This is a genomic window from Saccharopolyspora sp. 7B (assembly GCF_020177435.1).
GTDB classification, from domain to species: Bacteria; Actinomycetota; Actinomycetes; order Mycobacteriales; family Pseudonocardiaceae; genus Saccharopolyspora_C; species Saccharopolyspora_C gregorii.
The window spans coordinates 41,162-55,237 of the sequence record NZ_JAIUKC010000092.1; the positions used below are offsets into that span (position 1 = coordinate 41,162).

Here is a 14,076-nt window from a genome sequence, read left to right on the forward strand (position 1 = left end):
GTGCTGACCTCCGGCCAGTTGCTCGCCGACCGGTACCGGCTGGGTCGGCGCATCGCCGTGGGCGGAATGGGCGAGGTGTGGGAGGCCGTCGACGTCCGGTTGGACCGGACCGTCGCGGTGAAGGTGCTCAAACCGGAGCTGTGCGGAGACGCCGAGTTCCTGCACCGCTTCCGCACCGAAGCCCGCACCACCGCCTCGCTGAACCACCCCGGCATCGCCGCCGTGCACGACTACGGCGAGACCGCCGCCATCCCGGACGGGCCGGAGGACACCGCCTACCTGGTGATGGAACTCGTCGAAGGGGAACCGCTGGCGGCCGTGCTGGCCCGCGAGGGCCGGATCGCCGTCGAGCACACCCTGGACATGCTGGAGCAGGCCGGCAACGCGCTGCAGGCCGCGCACGAACGCGGCCTGGTGCACCGCGACGTCAAGCCCGGCAACATCCTGATCACCCCGACCGGCACGGTGAAGCTCACCGACTTCGGCATCGCCAAGGCCGCCGACGCGGCACCGGTGACCCGTTCCGGGATGGTGATGGGCACCGCGCACTACATCGCGCCCGAGCAGGCGCTGGGCAGCGAGGCGAGCCCGTCCAGCGACGTGTATTCGCTGGCCGTGGTGGGTTACGAATGTCTCAAGGGGCACCGGCCGTTCCTGTCCGACAACGCGGTTACCGTCGCGATGATGCACATCCGTGAAGTGGCCCCGCCGCTTCCGCCGGACGTGCCGCCGGGCGCTCGCGCGTTGATCGAGGCGACGCTGGTGAAGGATCCGCGCAGGCGCTACGGCGCAGGCGGTGAGTTCGCGAAGGCGGTCGCCGCGGTCCGCGCCGGATTACCGCTGCCGACACCTGCCGCGATGGTCGTCCATCAGCAGGCACCGAGGAATGTGGGGGCACCCGCGGGCGGCGTGCCCCCGCTGCATGTCGGGCAGCCGTCGCCGCAGCAGCCACCGATGGGCGGCACCTACCCGCCCGGCATCATCCCGCCGCAGGGCCGGATGCCCGCGGCGCCGCAGCTGCCGCACCAGTCCGGGCCGCCGACCTCCGGGATCCCGGTGGCCGCGCCGTACCCGCAGGCGCAGTCGCAGCCGAAGCAGGCCCGCGCCGGGTTGTGGATCGTGCTGGCGCTCGCCGGCCTGGTGCTGCTGGTGCTGCTCGGATTCGGCCTCTGGTACCTGCTGCCCGCGTCCGGTGGTCCGGCGGCGCTGCTGGTCGCCGGTGCGCCGCGGCTGCGCGCGCGGGACGACCGGCGACGCCCGGGTCGTCCGATGGGAGTACCGGAATCCGCCGCGGGCGGCTCTGCGACCATGGGGGTCACTCGCGTGGACCCGCAGCGGTGGGCCGGGAAGCGGACGCTTCTAGATTCTTCGGACCAGATCCGACAGACTGCGCTACGGAAAACCGGTCCGGAACGCGCGCGCCACCACGGCGCCGCGCTCCGGCGGCCGGAACGGCGTCGGTCCCACCGCTGCCGGGTCGGTCTCGGCAACGGCTGGATCGGTGCCGAGACGCGTGCCGCAGCGGTCGGGTTCGCATTCGACGGTTCCGGCACACCGAAGTCGGGTACACACCGCGCGGTTCATCGCCACCGGACGGCGGCGATCTGCAGTGCGCAGCGGGTCGGCATGATGGGACGATCATTGACAAAGATCGGGACGACGCATCGATGAGCTCACCGCGACTTCTCAACAACCGCTACGAAATCGGGGACACGCTCGGTTACGGCGGTATGTCGGAGGTCCACCGCGGCCGGGACATCCGGCTGGGGCGGGACGTGGCGGTCAAGGTACTGCGTGCCGACCTGGCCCGGGACCCCACGTTCCAACTCCGGTTCCGCCGCGAGGCGCAGAACGCCGCCGCGTTGAACCACCCGGCGATCGTCGCCGTCTACGACACCGGTGAGACGGACACCGAAGAGGACCAGCTCCCGTACATCGTCATGGAGTACGTGGACGGCCGGACGCTGCGCGACATCGTCAAGTCCGAGGGTCCGCTGCCGCCGCGCCGTGCGATGGAGGTCATGGCGGACGCGTCGGCGGCGCTGGACTTCAGCCACCGGCACGGGATCGTGCACCGCGACGTGAAGCCGGCCAACATCATGATCACCCGCTCCGGCGCGGTGAAGGTGATGGACTTCGGCATCGCCCGGGCGCTGGCCGACGGCCAGGCCGCGGTCACCCAGACCGCCGCGGTGATCGGGACCGCCCAGTACCTGTCGCCGGAGCAGGCGCGCGGCGAGTCCGTCGACGCCCGCTCCGACGTGTACGCCGCGGGCTGCGTGCTGTTCGAGCTGCTGACCTCGGAGCCGCCGTTCACCGGTGACTCCCCCGTCGCGGTCGCCTACCAGCACGTGCGGGAGGACCCGCGCAAGCCGTCCGACGTGAACCCGACGGTGCCCGCCTCGCTGGACGCGGTGGTGCTCAAGGCGCTCAGCAAGAACCCGGCGAACCGGTACCAGTCGGCCGCGGAGATGCGCGCCGACCTGGTGCGGGTGCTGTCCGGCCAGCGCCCCAAGGCTCCGATGATCATGTCGGAGGAGGACCGCACCTCGATGATGGCGCCGCCCGCGGCGACCGAGGTGTTCAGCCCCGGCAGGCACCGCTCCGCGGAGCGCCACACCGGCTCCACGGCGACCGTGGCCGCCGCCGACTACGACGACGGCAAGCGCCGCCGGAACTGGTTGATCGCACTGGTCACGCTGGCCTGCGTCGGCGTGTTCATCCTGGTGGCGTGGCTGGCGACGACGTTCTTCGCGCAATCCGACGAACCGCGCAAGGAAGCCGTCCCGCCGCTGGAAGGCATGACGATGAGCGCGGCCCGCTCGCAGCTCAACGCCGGCAACTGGCTGTTCGACGTCAGCCCGCAGAAGTGCGAGTCCACCGCCGAGCAGCTCGGCACCGTGGTCAAGGTGACCCCGGCGGCCGGCACCCAGGTGGTGAAGAAGGAGCAGCGGCTCCAGCTCTGCGAGGGCGGCGGACCCGCGATCGTCAGCGTCCCCGACCTGTACGGCAAGGAGAAGAGCGAGGCCTCCACGCTGCTGCGCGACCAGGGCCTGGTGCTGGGCCTGGACGACGACGAGGTCGAGGTCGAGGACTCCAACCTGGTCGGCAAGATCGTCGACTGGGAGAGCAAGGACGGCTCCGTCGCCCGCGGCACCACCATCAACGTGACCGTCGGCAAGGAGGTCGCGAAGACGCAGGTCCCGGACGTGCGCACGCTCTCCTACGAGCAGGCGAAGGCCACCCTGGAACCGGCGGGCTTCAAGATCCAGCGCGAGGAGCGGGACTCCGACCAGGACGCGGGCACGGTGATCGACCAGAACCCGTCGCCGGGCACCAGCGTCAAGAAGGGTTCCGAGATCACGCTGGTCGTGTCCAACGGCGCCCAGCTCACGATGCCGCCGCTGACCGGCAAGTCCAAGGACGAGGCGGAGCAGGCCCTCAAGGCGATGGGCTGGAACGGCAGCATCAAGGAGGAAGAGGTCGAGACCGACGACCTGAGCAAGGACGACCAGGTCATCGGCAGCTCGCCCGGCTCCGGCCAGAAGATCGGCAAGAACCAGACGGTGACCTTGCAGATCGGCAAGTACGACGCCAACCCGAGCACCAGCAACCCGCCGACCTCCGACGGGTTCTTCCCCGGATTCGGTTGAAGGGGCCCTCGGGACTGAGGCACCGGTGCCCGGAGGCACGGTTCGCGCGCTCGCGCGGGCCGCGACCTCCGGGCACCGCTACGTTCCGGGCGGTTTCACGTGGAACGGTCGTCCACGCAGGTCAGCGCACTCCGAACGATCAAGAACGCTGCGCGGCGGCGGCGAGCGAGCGCATTCCGCGCTCCAGCTCGTCCACCAGTTCCGCCTGCGGCGGGTGCCCGGCGGCGGTCATCCAGTTCGCCAGCATCCGGTGCCCGCCGTCGGTGAGCACGGACTCGGGGTGGAACTGCACGCCTTCGACGGGCAACTCGCGGTGCCGCATGCCCATCACGATGCCGTCGGCGGTGCGCGCGGTGACCTCGAAGTCGTCCGGCACGCTCACCGCCCGCACGATCAGCGAGTGGTAGCGGGTCGCGACGAACGGCTGCGGCAGGCCGGCGAACACGCCCGCACCGGAGTGCTCGATCAGCGAGGTCTTGCCGTGCAGCAGCTCCGGCGCGCGTTCCACGACACCGCCCCAGGTGGCGCCGATCGCCTGGTGCCCGAGGCACACCCCGAACAGCGGGCGCCGGTCGCGGGCGCAGGTCCGGACGAGCTCCATCGACCGGCCGGCCCGGTCCGGCGTGCCAGGCCCGGGGCTGAGCAGGACGCCGTCGGACCAGGCCACGTCCTCGTCGGTCACGGCGTCGTTGCGCCGCACCGCGCAGTCCGCGCCGAGCTGGGCGAGGTACTGCACGAGGTTGTAGACGAAGCTGTCGTAGTTGTCGACGACGAGTACGCGCACCCCACCAGCCTACCGGCGAGGCATCACACGGTGGTGACGTCGTTGAACGGCAGCAGCGGCTCCAGCCACGGGAAGACCACGAACAGCAGCAACGCCACGACCGCGAGCACCAGCACGACCGCCTCGACGAGCTTCACCGGCAGCGGGCCCGGCAGGTGCCGCCAGATCCAGTGGTACATCAGGACTCCTCGAGCTCCGCGGGGCGCAGGTCCCGGTGCACCGGGTCCTTCGGGTACTGCTTGACCAGCACGCCGTGCACGATCAGCCGCTGCGCCGCGGACCACCGCGGGTGGCAGGTGGTGAGGGTGATCAACCGGGTCTGCTGCTCGCGCGGGAGCTCCTCGCGCGGGCGCCACGGCACCGGGTAGATCACTTCGCCCTGCTCCGGGCGGACGATCTCCTGCCCGACCAGGCCCTGGTACGGCCCCCCGATCGGCGCGACGCCCGCGCAGCGCGGGTCGGCCGCCGGGTCCCACCCCGCGACCTGGTCGCGCATCGGCAGCACCCGGTACACGTACCAGTCGGTCGCGGTCTCCACGACGATCGCGTCGCAGGCGGCCAGCCGGTCGAGGTCGCCGAACGGCGCGCCCTTGCCGATGCGGTGCCCGGCGATGGCCAGATTGCCCTGCTCACCAGGCAGCGCCGTGCCGGTGTAGTGGCCGGGTCCCGCGGCGAGGGTCGTCGCGTCGGTGCCCTCCAGCACGGTGTAGCGGAAGTCGGGGCCGAGCGCCGGGATGTGCAGCTCGGCGAACCCCTCCCCCTCCGCGGCGGGCGCGGCGGAGGCCGCGGGGCGCTCCCACTCGACGCGCAGCCGCTCGCTCGCCTCCGCCTGCCTGCGGGCGCTGGTCCAATCGGTGACGTACACGGCGTAGAAGACGAACAGCAGGAACACCAGACCGAGGGTGATCAACACCTCGCCGGTGATGCGGATGCCGCCGCGCAGCCGCTCACCTCGGCGATCCGGGGGCGGAGCGGTCACCACCTCAGACGATTCCAACGGTATCCCTCTCATCACGACCCGCTCCGCACCGCGCAGGGGTGTTCGGTCGGGCGCGCGATTACGTTAACGTGTGAGTGGACAACGAGACGCGTCGTGATCGGTTCCGCTGTTGTGGCCAGGCCCGCTCCGATACGTCGACCCGGGCCGTCCCGGCGCGGCGAACCGGTAGAGCGGCGGCCGTCGGCCGGTCCCGGCGCGTTCACCGAACGCGAGCAGGGCTGCGGCCCGCACCACCTGGCGAGGACACCATGCCGAAGTCAAAGGTCCGCAAGAAGGACTCCGCTGCCACCCCGGTGGACCGCCGCACGCCGGTGAAGGCGAAGTCGGTCGGCCCGTCGCACCCGATCTACGTGGTCGTGATGCTCGGCGTGATGCTGATCGGCCTGCTCTGGCTGGTGGTGAACTACCTGGCCGGCGAGCAGATCCCGTTCATGACCGAGCTGGGGCCGTGGAACTTCGCGGTCGGGTTCGCGTTCATCATCGTCGGTCTGCTGATGACCATGCGGTGGCGCTGACGCGCTCCCCCGTCCGGGGCGGAGCGGTTCACGCGCACGTGCGGCCGAGTCGCCGAACCACACGCGTGTAACTCATCCCCAGTGTGGACAACTCCTGTGGACAACTCCGTTCGGCCCAGGTGCGGGACACTGGCGGGGTGGATGTGAACACCGTGCGCGAGTGGTCCGCTCCCCTGGGCCTGGTCACCTGCGGTTGGGCGCTGGCCGCCTGCAGCGCCGTGTGGTGGTGGCTCGCCGAGACGCCGTCCGACCGGTTGTTCGTCGGGCTGCTCGTCGTCGTGCTGGCCGTCGCCGCGGCCTGCGGCAGCCTGCTGCGCCCCCGGTTGCGCGCCGACCCGTCCGGGATCGCGCTGCGCGGCTTCACCGGGACCCGGCACCACCCGTGGGCGCAGGTGCGGGTCGAGGTGCGGTCACGGCAGCGCTTCGGGCTGAGCACGTCGACGCTGGAACTGGACACCGAGTCCGGTGAGCTCGTCGTCCTCGGGAAGCTGGACCTCGGCGAGGACCCGCAGGACGTGGCCGACGCCCTGGACGTGCTGCGCGGCTGACGTTCAGCCGCCGAAGCAGCGGTCGGCGATGCAGTGGATCGGGCCCATCGACAGGTCCCGCGTCGCCACCACGACGACCAGCAGGAGCAGCAGTCCGCCGAGCGCCGCGGCCTGCACCGGCACCCGGCGCTCCCGCGGCGCGTACACCAGCGCCGCCGTCGCGGCCGCGCCCAGCGCCAACCCGCCGAGGTGCCCGAGCAGCGAGATGCCCGGGATGGAGATGCTCAGCACGATGTTCAGGGCGATCACGATGAGCACCGGCCGCAGGCTCACCTTCAGCCGCAGCGCCGCGATCGCGATCCCACCCATCAGCCCGTAGACCGCACCGGACGCACCGGCGACCGGCTGGTCCGCGGCGCCGAGCAGGAACACCAGCGCGCTGCCGCCGAGCAGCGACAGGAAGTAGACGGCGGTGAAGCGCAACCGCCCCAGCACCGTCTCCAGGTCCCGCCCGATGATCCACAGCGCCACCATGTTCATCAGCAGGTGGATCGGACCGATGTGCAGGAAACCGGAGCTCAGCAGGCGGATCCACTGCCCGCCCGCGACGCCCACCGGCCACAGCGAGAACTGGTAGAAGACCTCGGAGGCCGCGTTGTTCTGGATGCTGCCCGCCTGGAACGCCATCGCGGCGAACGCCAGCACGTTCAGCACGATCAGCACCGGCACCACGACGGGCTTCGCGTTGATCCGCGCCCCGGCGACGGTCACGGCCTCCCGGCCGCCGCGGGAGCTCTGCGCCAGGCAGTCCACGCAGTGGTAGCCGACGGAGGCCTCGCGGAGGCAGTCCGGGCAGGCCGGGCGCTCGCAGCGCGTGCAGCGCAGCCCGGTCGGCCGGTCCGGGTGGCGGGCGCACCCGGGCAGGGGCGCCGCTTCCTCCGGACCGGCCGGTTGACCGGGTGGAACGCTCATGTCACTCGCCGAGCTCCACGGAGACCTTCTCGATGACGATGTCGGTGAGCGGGCGGTCCTGCGCGCCGGTCGCGGTGTGCGCGATGGCGTCCACGACCTCGCGGGACTCCTGGTCGGCGACCTCGCCGAAGATGGTGTGCTTGTAGTTCAGGTGCGGCGTGCGCGCGACCGTGATGAAGAACTGCGAACCGTTCATGTTCGGCCGGCCCGGGTTGGCCATGCCCAGCACGTACGGCTTGTCGAACTGCAGCTCCGGGTGGAACTCGTCGACGAACTCGTACCCGGGGCCGCCACGGCCGGTGCCGGTCGGGTCCCCGGTCTGGATCATGAAGCCGTCGATGACCCGGTGGAAGATCACGCCGTCGTAGAACGGGCCGGAACGCTCACCGCGGGCGTTCGGGCTCGTGTACTCCTTGGTCCCTTCGGCGAGCCCCACGAAGTTGCCCACCGTTTTCGGCGCCTGGTTCGGGAAGAGGTTGATCCGGATGTCGCCCTGCGAGGTGTGCAGGGTCGCGGTCACGGTCTTCCCGACGAGCGATCCGTTGTCTTCAGCCACGCACCCATCCTGCCATCGGAAAGCGGGAACCACGTGCCTGGGTGCAGTATTGGTGGTGATCGTCGCGTGCCGGATACGGTTCGGCACGGCAGGACGACCGGTGAACGCCGGCCAAGGAGGCACACGATGGACGAGGTGGAGGCGATGGCCCGAACTGGTGAGAACGTGGGCAGGGCGGTCGGCACGGGGGTGCGCACCGCGCGCGAAGGTGCCGTCCGAGCGGGCAAGTACGGTCGCACGGCGACCAAGCAGGCGATCGCCCGCGCGGAACAGGAGCTGACCGAGCGGGGCCTGGCCCCGGAGCACCTGCCGGAGCTGCTCGCCCAGAAGGCCACCGGGCTCTCCCGCGATGACCTCGCCGAGCGCGGCCGCAAGGCCCGCAAGCAGTGGGAGAAGACCCGCAAGGACTGGGACAAGAAGACCGCCAAGTCGCGCAAACGGCTGGCGAAGAACGCCGAGCAAGCCCGCAAGGAGCTCGCGAAGAACGCCGACCAGGCGCGCAAGGAGCTTGCGGCCCGCATCGACCCGGCACCGAAGTCGCGCCGCAAGTGGCCGTGGGTGCTGCTGGTGCTGGCCGCGCTGGGCGGGGTGGCCGTGGTGGCGCTGTCGCGCCGCCCGGAGGAGCTGCCGATCGCCGAGGCCGAGGACTTCCCGACCCACGAGGACGGGCTCTCCCGCAATCCCGACGCGCGTCCCGACGCGGACCGCTGAGCACGTGCCGACGCGGCGGTGCCCTCCGGGGCGCCGCCGCGTTCACGGCTCCACGCACCACCCGTACGGGGTACTGTCGATCTAGTGACTCATGACGACACCCCCCGGTTGGACCTGCAGCACTCGACCTCCGTCGCCGCACCGCCGGAACGGATCTACCCGCTGATCAGCGACATCACCCGGTACGGCGAGTGGAGCCCGGAGAGCACCGGCGGTGAATGGCTGTCCGGCACGCCCGGTGAGGTCGGCTCCCGGTTCCGCGGGGACAACGGCAACGGCGAACGCACCTGGTCCAGCGAGTGCGAGGTGCTCGTCGCCGAGCAAGACCGCCGCTTCGCGTTCGGTGTGCTGCCCGGTTCGGAGCGGCCCGACAACTCCGTGTGGTCCTTCGAGATCGAGCCGGAGGGCTCGGGTTCCCGGCTCACCCAGCGGTACGTGATGCAGGCGCTGACCGCGCCGATCCAGGAGTTCCTCTCCCAGCAGGAGGACGGCGGCGCCCAGTTCGTCGAGACCCGCACCGCGCAGCTGAAGGATGCGCTGCGCCAGACCGTGGACGGCATCAAGAAGGCCGCTGAGCAGGGCTGAGCAGCACCGGTGGCGCCGTGCGGGAGCGGCGCCACCGCTCACCCGCGTCCCGGCGCCCGCACCAGGGCGATGCCGAGCGCTCCCAGCACCCCGACGGCCGCGTACGCGTAGAAGCCCCACGGGTACGCGATGCCCGCGGTGAGCAGCGCCCCACCGAGCAGCGGCCCGCAGATCGCGCCGATGCGTCCCACACCCGCGGACCAGCCGAGCCCGGTGGCCCTGGTCTCCGCCGGGTAGGCGCGGCCGATGAACGCGTACACCAGCACCTGCGCGCTGAACACGAAGCTGCCCGCGACGAAGACCGCCGCGTACACACCGGCCTCCGGCAACCGGATGCTGAGCGCGGCGAGGAACACCGCGGCCGCGAGGAACCAGCCGATCGTCACCGTCCTGATCCCGGCCCGGTCCGCCACGAACCCGGCGACGACGAGCCCGAACACCGCGCCCAGGTTCAGCGCGAGCAGCAGTCCCAGCGCCGCCCCCAGCGGATAACCGGCCACCCGCATGATCTCCGGCAGCCAGGTGTTGAGGCCGTACACCAGCAGCAGGCCCATGAACGAGGCCGCCCAGAACGCCAGCGTGCTGCGCGCGAACCCGCCGCGGAACAAGCCGGCGACGGTGTCCAGCCCACCGCGCACCCCGGCTCCCGCCGTCGCCGAACGCCGGAACGACTCCGACTCGGGCAGGTACCGCACCATCAGCGGGACCAGCACCAGCGCGGGCGCCGCGCCGAACAGGAACATCGACCGCCAGCCCAGCGCGGGCAGCACCAGGATGCCGAGAACGGCGGTGAGGATCGCGCCCACGTGGTACCCGGTCATGATCGTGGTGCTGGCGGCACCGTTGCGTCCGGGCCGCGCGTGCTCGGTGACCAGCGCGATCGCGGTCGGCACGCAGCCGCCGAGACCGAGCCCGGCGAGGAACCGCAGCACCCCGAACACCAGCAACGAGGGCGCCACCGCGCACAGCGCGGTGAGCAGCGAGAAGCCGGCGACGGACACCATCAGCGCGGTGCGGCGGCCGATCACGTCGGTGACGGTGCCGAAGCCCAGCGCCCCGATCGCCATCCCGAGCAGCCCGGCGGTGGACGCGAGCGAGGCCGTCGCCGGGGTGAGCCCCCACTGCCCCTGGTCGAGCAGCACCGGCAGCACGCTGCCCAGCACCACCAGGTCGAACCCGTCGAGCAGCACCGCGCTCCAGCACAGCGGCACCACCCACCCGGCGTGAGCGACACGTCCGGCGCCGGTTCCGGTAGCCACGCCAGGCCCCCTTCGACGGTTGATCAGGTAATCGACCTCACACCTGCTGCCGACGCATCGTGCCCGCCGGCTCACCCGCCACAACGCCGCCCCTTCCACTCACCGAAAACCCACTGCCTGGCCCGTTGGACCGAACCGCTCGGTCGATACCAGCGCCTTCCAAGGAACACACGACCTCGCCCCGTTGCGGATCTGCGGGGAGTCACCCCTTCAGAACAACGACGCTCGGGAAAGTCGAGACCCACAGGCAGAACCCGATTCATTCCTCCCTCCGAGTGGGGGCTGTGCTCGGTATTGATCATGCTGTCGTGATCGTGCGGTGACGCCGGAGGCGTTAATGCGAGTTCTCCCTTTGGTCGTGGTGTTCGCTGAGATATGGGGGGAGCGCCATGCCATGATCGGCGACGTACGACTTGCAGAGCTGAGGCGAACGCCGTCTGGTCGATGTCGGCGGAATATCGGCCAGTTCGTTGTCGTCGAGGCGCACTGGCTTGAGAGGGACCCGTGGAAATCTCACCGCAGCGATGCACTCGCGGTGGGCCCTGCGCACGTGGCCCGGCCGACCGCGACAAGGCTCGCCATGAGGACGGCGGTCCGCCTCCGCGAGGGATGTCCGCATGGCGCACGGCGAGCCCCAGCGCACCGACTACCGAATCTCCGGCCTGGATGACACCACCAGCCCGCGTGAGCTCGTGGAACTGGCCGAAAGCCGGTGACGAACTCGAACAGGGCCTCGGACCGCACCATCTCGGTGGCTGCGGGACGACGGGCCGGTACCGCCACATGAAGCTACGACCACAAGCTCCCGCGCCGGCCGGACCCGGTACGCAGTCCCGCGAGAACCGCGCACCCTGCTCACCGTCCGGACCGGCGTCTGCCGTCAACCTCGCCAACCCAACGAGCAAGGAGGCGCGATGCGTCGATGGGTGTCCGTTCTAGTTCTGTTACTGCTCGGCTTCGTCGTCGGGCCGGTGACTTCCGCACCGATCGCATCGGCTTCGGCCGAAGCCGATGCGCTACGGGGTGATCTGGACAAGATCCTGGCCGATCCACGCCTGACCGATGCCCATGCGGGAGTGGTGGTGCGGGATCCGGAGACCGATGAGGTGCTCTATGACAAGCAGGCCGAGGCGCCGGTGACACCTGCCTCGAACGCGAAGCTGCTCACCTCGGCGGCGGCCCTGGAGGAACTGGGCCCGGACTACCGGTTCAACACCCAGGTGCAGGCCGCCGCGCCGCGAGACGGATCGGTGCTGCGCGGTGACCTGTACCTGCGCGGCACTGGTGATCCGACGATGCGGCCCGCCGATTACGACCGGCTGGCCGAACAGGTCGCGGCGTCCGGCGTGCGGACCGTGCAGGGCCGGTTGCTGACCGATGACACTTGGTTCGACAACGTGCGGCTGGGCACCGGCTGGGACCCGGCCGACGAGCCGTACCCCTACGCGGCCCCGATCTCGGCGCTGACGGTCGCCCCGAACGAGGATTTCGACGCCGGCACCGTCCAGCTGCGCGTGTCCCCGACGCCGGTGGGCGCCCCGGTTCAGGTCGCAACGGAGCCCGCGACCGACGCCGTGCGGCTCGACGTGCAGGCCACGACCGGGCAGCCCGATTCGCCTTCGACCTTGCAGGTGACTCGCGAGCAGGGCAGCGACCGGGTCATCGTGTCGGGCTCGTTGCCTGCGGGCTCCGAGCCGGTGGAGGAACTCACCACCGTCCCCGACCCCACCGCCTACGCGGGGGACGTGTTCGCCCGCGCACTCCGCGCGCACGGCGTCGAGGTCGCCGAAACCGGTTCCGGCGTGGTTCCGGCGGACGCGGACGTACTCGCCGAACACGAGTCGATGCCGCTGCGCGAGCTGCTCACCCCGTTCCTGAAGCTGAGCAACAACGGTCACGCCGAGGTGCTGACGAAGGCGATGGGCAGGCAAGCTCGCGGCGAGGGCTCGTGGCCCGCCGGAATCGAGGTGATCACCGAGCGGCTCGCCGGGCTCGGGTTGGATCCGGCCGCACTGCACCTCGTCGACGGCTCCGGGCTCTCGCCGATGGACGAAGTCTCGCCGGAGCAGTTGACGTTGTTGCTGGACAACGCACGGCAACGCCCGTGGTTCGCGGATTTCCACGCAGCGCTGCCAGTGGCGGGAGACGCGGACAAGTTGGTCGGCGGCACGCTGCGCAACCGGATGGGTGACACGGCGGCCGCGGGCAACGTGCACGCGAAGACCGGCTCACTCACCGGTGCGACCGCGCTCTCCGGCTACGTCACCGCCGCGAACGGGCGTCCGCTGGTGTTCTCGGTGATCTTCAACGACTACCGGGACGCTGCGCCGAACGATCTCCAAGATGCGATCGCCGTGCGGCTGGCCGAGCACTCGGGCGCGGACGAACAATCGCGCCGCCCGACCACCGTGCTCAAGAAGATCGTTCCGGCCGCGGGCGCTGATTCGGGCTTGGAATGCTCTTGGATCAAGTCCTGCTGACCAAGAGTGACTGACCAGCTGGTGTCAAGGGTTCGGCATCTGGCGTCACCGCGCCGCCGAGTTCGTACCCTTGACACCAGCTCTTGACCGTTGTGGAGGTCGACAGGATGGGGACGTGCCCGGACGCAGCTGCCGCGCACAGCCCCATCCTGTTGGTCTGCCAGCCCGGCGGGGACATCTCTTCCACCTCGTAACGCACGGCCGCGGCCGTGCGTGCCCCGGATGTGCCTAAGCCGGATCATGAAAAAAGACCAGGTGCATGACCTGGTCTCACGAGGTGAAAGTTGCGGGAGCTCACTCGAGCACCGAGCCGTTGATCAGTGCGCGGATCGAGAACGCTCCCCAGCGAAAGACACCGACGAACCTCGACCACCGCACTGTGCGGGCCTACGGGACCCGACCCCCGTACAAGCAAAAAGGAGCCGCGACGACACGCTAGCGTCGACCAGACTCCTCGGAGTGGAGACGAGGGGAATCGAACCCCTAACCCCCGCCTTGCAAAGGCGGTGCTCTGCCAATTGAGCTACGTCCCCGTTGGTGCCGGAGCACCGGGCCGCCGGATCTCTGCGTCTGCTCCGAGCGTACTCAGGCGACCACATCAGGGTCGAGCGCAGAGCCCCGCGACCACTGGGGCCGACGGCGAGCCGGAGGCTCACACCTCGCCGGCGGTGGCCTCGCGCCAGAGGTCGGCCTCGGCCTTGGCGGCGCGGTTGCGGCGGACGACGAACAGAACGGCACCGGCAACGACGGCGAGTGCGAGAAGCTTCTTCATTTCCGGTCGCCTCCTAGAACGGGGCACCCGCGGAACCGCGGGCAATCGGGAGAACATCCTTGAACAGGAAGGGTGGGCCTAGAAGGACTTGAACCTTCGACCTCTTCGTTATCAGCGAAGCGCTCTAACCGCCTGAGCTATAGGCCCTTGGTGTGACTCGAAGATTACACGACGCCCGTGCGAGTCCACGCAGGGGGGTCCCGGCGGGGGGGGGGGGGGGGGGGGGGGGGGGGGGGGGGGGGGGGGGGGGGCGCCGGCCGGGGGGGGGGGGGCGGGGGGGGGGGCGGCGGCCGGGGCGGAG

The 14,076-nt window shown here is 70.7% G+C and carries 12 protein-coding genes, 2 tRNA genes and 2 pseudogenes; 7 read left to right on the forward strand and 9 right to left on the reverse strand.

What is annotated here, in order from left to right; translation table 11 throughout:
• Nucleotides 1-1,197, forward strand: a pseudogene (locus tag LCD33_RS15690) (protein kinase); the annotation flags it as partial.
• Nucleotides 1,198-1,667: 470 nt separating this feature from the next.
• Nucleotides 1,668-3,653 carry a Stk1 family PASTA domain-containing Ser/Thr kinase gene (gene pknB / locus LCD33_RS15695; RefSeq protein WP_224958825.1) on the forward strand — a complete coding sequence of 662 codons (1,986 nt, stop codon included), beginning with the start codon at nt 1,668-1,670 and terminating at the stop codon, nt 3,651-3,653.
• A gap of 139 nt (nt 3,654-3,792) precedes the next feature.
• Here pknB and LCD33_RS15700 read toward each other — a convergent pair whose 3' ends face one another.
• The 3 genes from LCD33_RS15700 to LCD33_RS15710 are packed head-to-tail and all read right to left on the reverse strand — an operon-like array spanning nt 3,793 to nt 5,416.
• The gene (locus LCD33_RS15700) at nt 3,793-4,437 is read right to left on the reverse strand and encodes an aminodeoxychorismate/anthranilate synthase component II (protein ID WP_224966677.1); all 645 of its coding nucleotides are present in this window, start codon (nt 4,435-4,437) and stop codon (nt 3,793-3,795) included.
• Nucleotides 4,438-4,460: 23 nt separating this feature from the next.
• Nucleotides 4,461-4,616, reverse strand: a complete 156-nt coding sequence (locus LCD33_RS15705; RefSeq protein WP_224958827.1) for a hypothetical protein — start codon at nt 4,614-4,616, stop codon at nt 4,461-4,463.
• Nucleotides 4,616-5,416 (reverse strand): class E sortase, encoded by an 801-nt coding sequence (locus LCD33_RS15710; protein ID WP_224966676.1) that lies wholly within the window; start codon nt 5,414-5,416, stop codon nt 4,616-4,618. Before LCD33_RS15710 ends, LCD33_RS15705 begins: the two co-directional genes overlap by 1 nt.
• 269 nt (nt 5,417-5,685) lie before the next feature.
• Between LCD33_RS15710 and crgA the strand changes: the two genes are divergently transcribed.
• The gene (crgA, locus tag LCD33_RS15715; RefSeq protein ID WP_224958829.1) at nt 5,686-5,952 is read left to right on the forward strand and encodes a cell division protein CrgA; all 267 of its coding nucleotides are present in this window, start codon (nt 5,686-5,688) and stop codon (nt 5,950-5,952) included.
• A 137-nt stretch (nt 5,953-6,089) separates the two neighbouring features.
• The gene (locus LCD33_RS15720; protein WP_224966675.1) at nt 6,090-6,500 is read left to right on the forward strand and encodes a PH domain-containing protein; all 411 of its coding nucleotides are present in this window, start codon (nt 6,090-6,092) and stop codon (nt 6,498-6,500) included.
• A 3-nt stretch (nt 6,501-6,503) separates the two neighbouring features.
• Here the strand turns inward: LCD33_RS15720 and LCD33_RS15725 are convergent, their stop codons facing one another.
• Both LCD33_RS15725 and LCD33_RS15730 read right to left on the reverse strand, forming a co-directional pair.
• The gene (locus tag LCD33_RS15725; RefSeq protein ID WP_224966674.1) at nt 6,504-7,412 is read right to left on the reverse strand and encodes a rhomboid family intramembrane serine protease; all 909 of its coding nucleotides are present in this window, start codon (nt 7,410-7,412) and stop codon (nt 6,504-6,506) included.
• A 1-nt stretch (nt 7,413) separates the two neighbouring features.
• Nucleotides 7,414-7,968 carry a peptidylprolyl isomerase gene (locus LCD33_RS15730; RefSeq protein ID WP_224958834.1) on the reverse strand — a complete coding sequence of 185 codons (555 nt, stop codon included), beginning with the start codon at nt 7,966-7,968 and terminating at the stop codon, nt 7,414-7,416.
• A gap of 126 nt (nt 7,969-8,094) precedes the next feature.
• On the opposite strand from LCD33_RS15730, the gene LCD33_RS15735 reads away from it, so the two are divergent.
• The gene (locus tag LCD33_RS15735; RefSeq protein WP_224958836.1) at nt 8,095-8,679 is read left to right on the forward strand and encodes a hypothetical protein; all 585 of its coding nucleotides are present in this window, start codon (nt 8,095-8,097) and stop codon (nt 8,677-8,679) included.
• 84 nt (nt 8,680-8,763) lie between these two features.
• Nucleotides 8,764-9,264, forward strand: a complete 501-nt coding sequence (locus tag LCD33_RS15740; protein WP_224958838.1) for an SRPBCC family protein — start codon at nt 8,764-8,766, stop codon at nt 9,262-9,264.
• 38 nt (nt 9,265-9,302) lie between these two features.
• On the opposite strand, the gene LCD33_RS15745 is transcribed toward LCD33_RS15740, so the two are convergent.
• Nucleotides 9,303-10,523, reverse strand: coding sequence for an aromatic acid/H+ symport family MFS transporter (locus LCD33_RS15745; RefSeq protein WP_224958839.1), 1,221 nt, complete (start codon nt 10,521-10,523; stop codon nt 9,303-9,305).
• 914 nt (nt 10,524-11,437) lie between these two features.
• Between LCD33_RS15745 and dacB the strand changes: the two genes are divergently transcribed.
• Nucleotides 11,438-13,003, forward strand: a complete 1,566-nt coding sequence (dacB, locus tag LCD33_RS15750) for a D-alanyl-D-alanine carboxypeptidase/D-alanyl-D-alanine-endopeptidase (RefSeq protein ID WP_224966673.1) — start codon at nt 11,438-11,440, stop codon at nt 13,001-13,003.
• Between the two features lie 460 nt (nt 13,004-13,463).
• Here dacB and LCD33_RS15755 read toward each other — a convergent pair.
• From LCD33_RS15755 to LCD33_RS15765, 3 genes and pseudogenes are all read right to left on the reverse strand, one after another.
• Nucleotides 13,464-13,536, reverse strand: a tRNA-Ala gene (locus tag LCD33_RS15755).
• A 131-nt stretch (nt 13,537-13,667) separates the two neighbouring features.
• Nucleotides 13,668-13,775: pseudogene (locus tag LCD33_RS15760) on the reverse strand (DLW-39 family protein); the annotation flags it as partial.
• A gap of 73 nt (nt 13,776-13,848) precedes the next feature.
• A tRNA-Ile gene (locus LCD33_RS15765) sits at nt 13,849-13,922 on the reverse strand.
• Nucleotides 13,923-14,076: the final 154 nt, after the last annotated feature.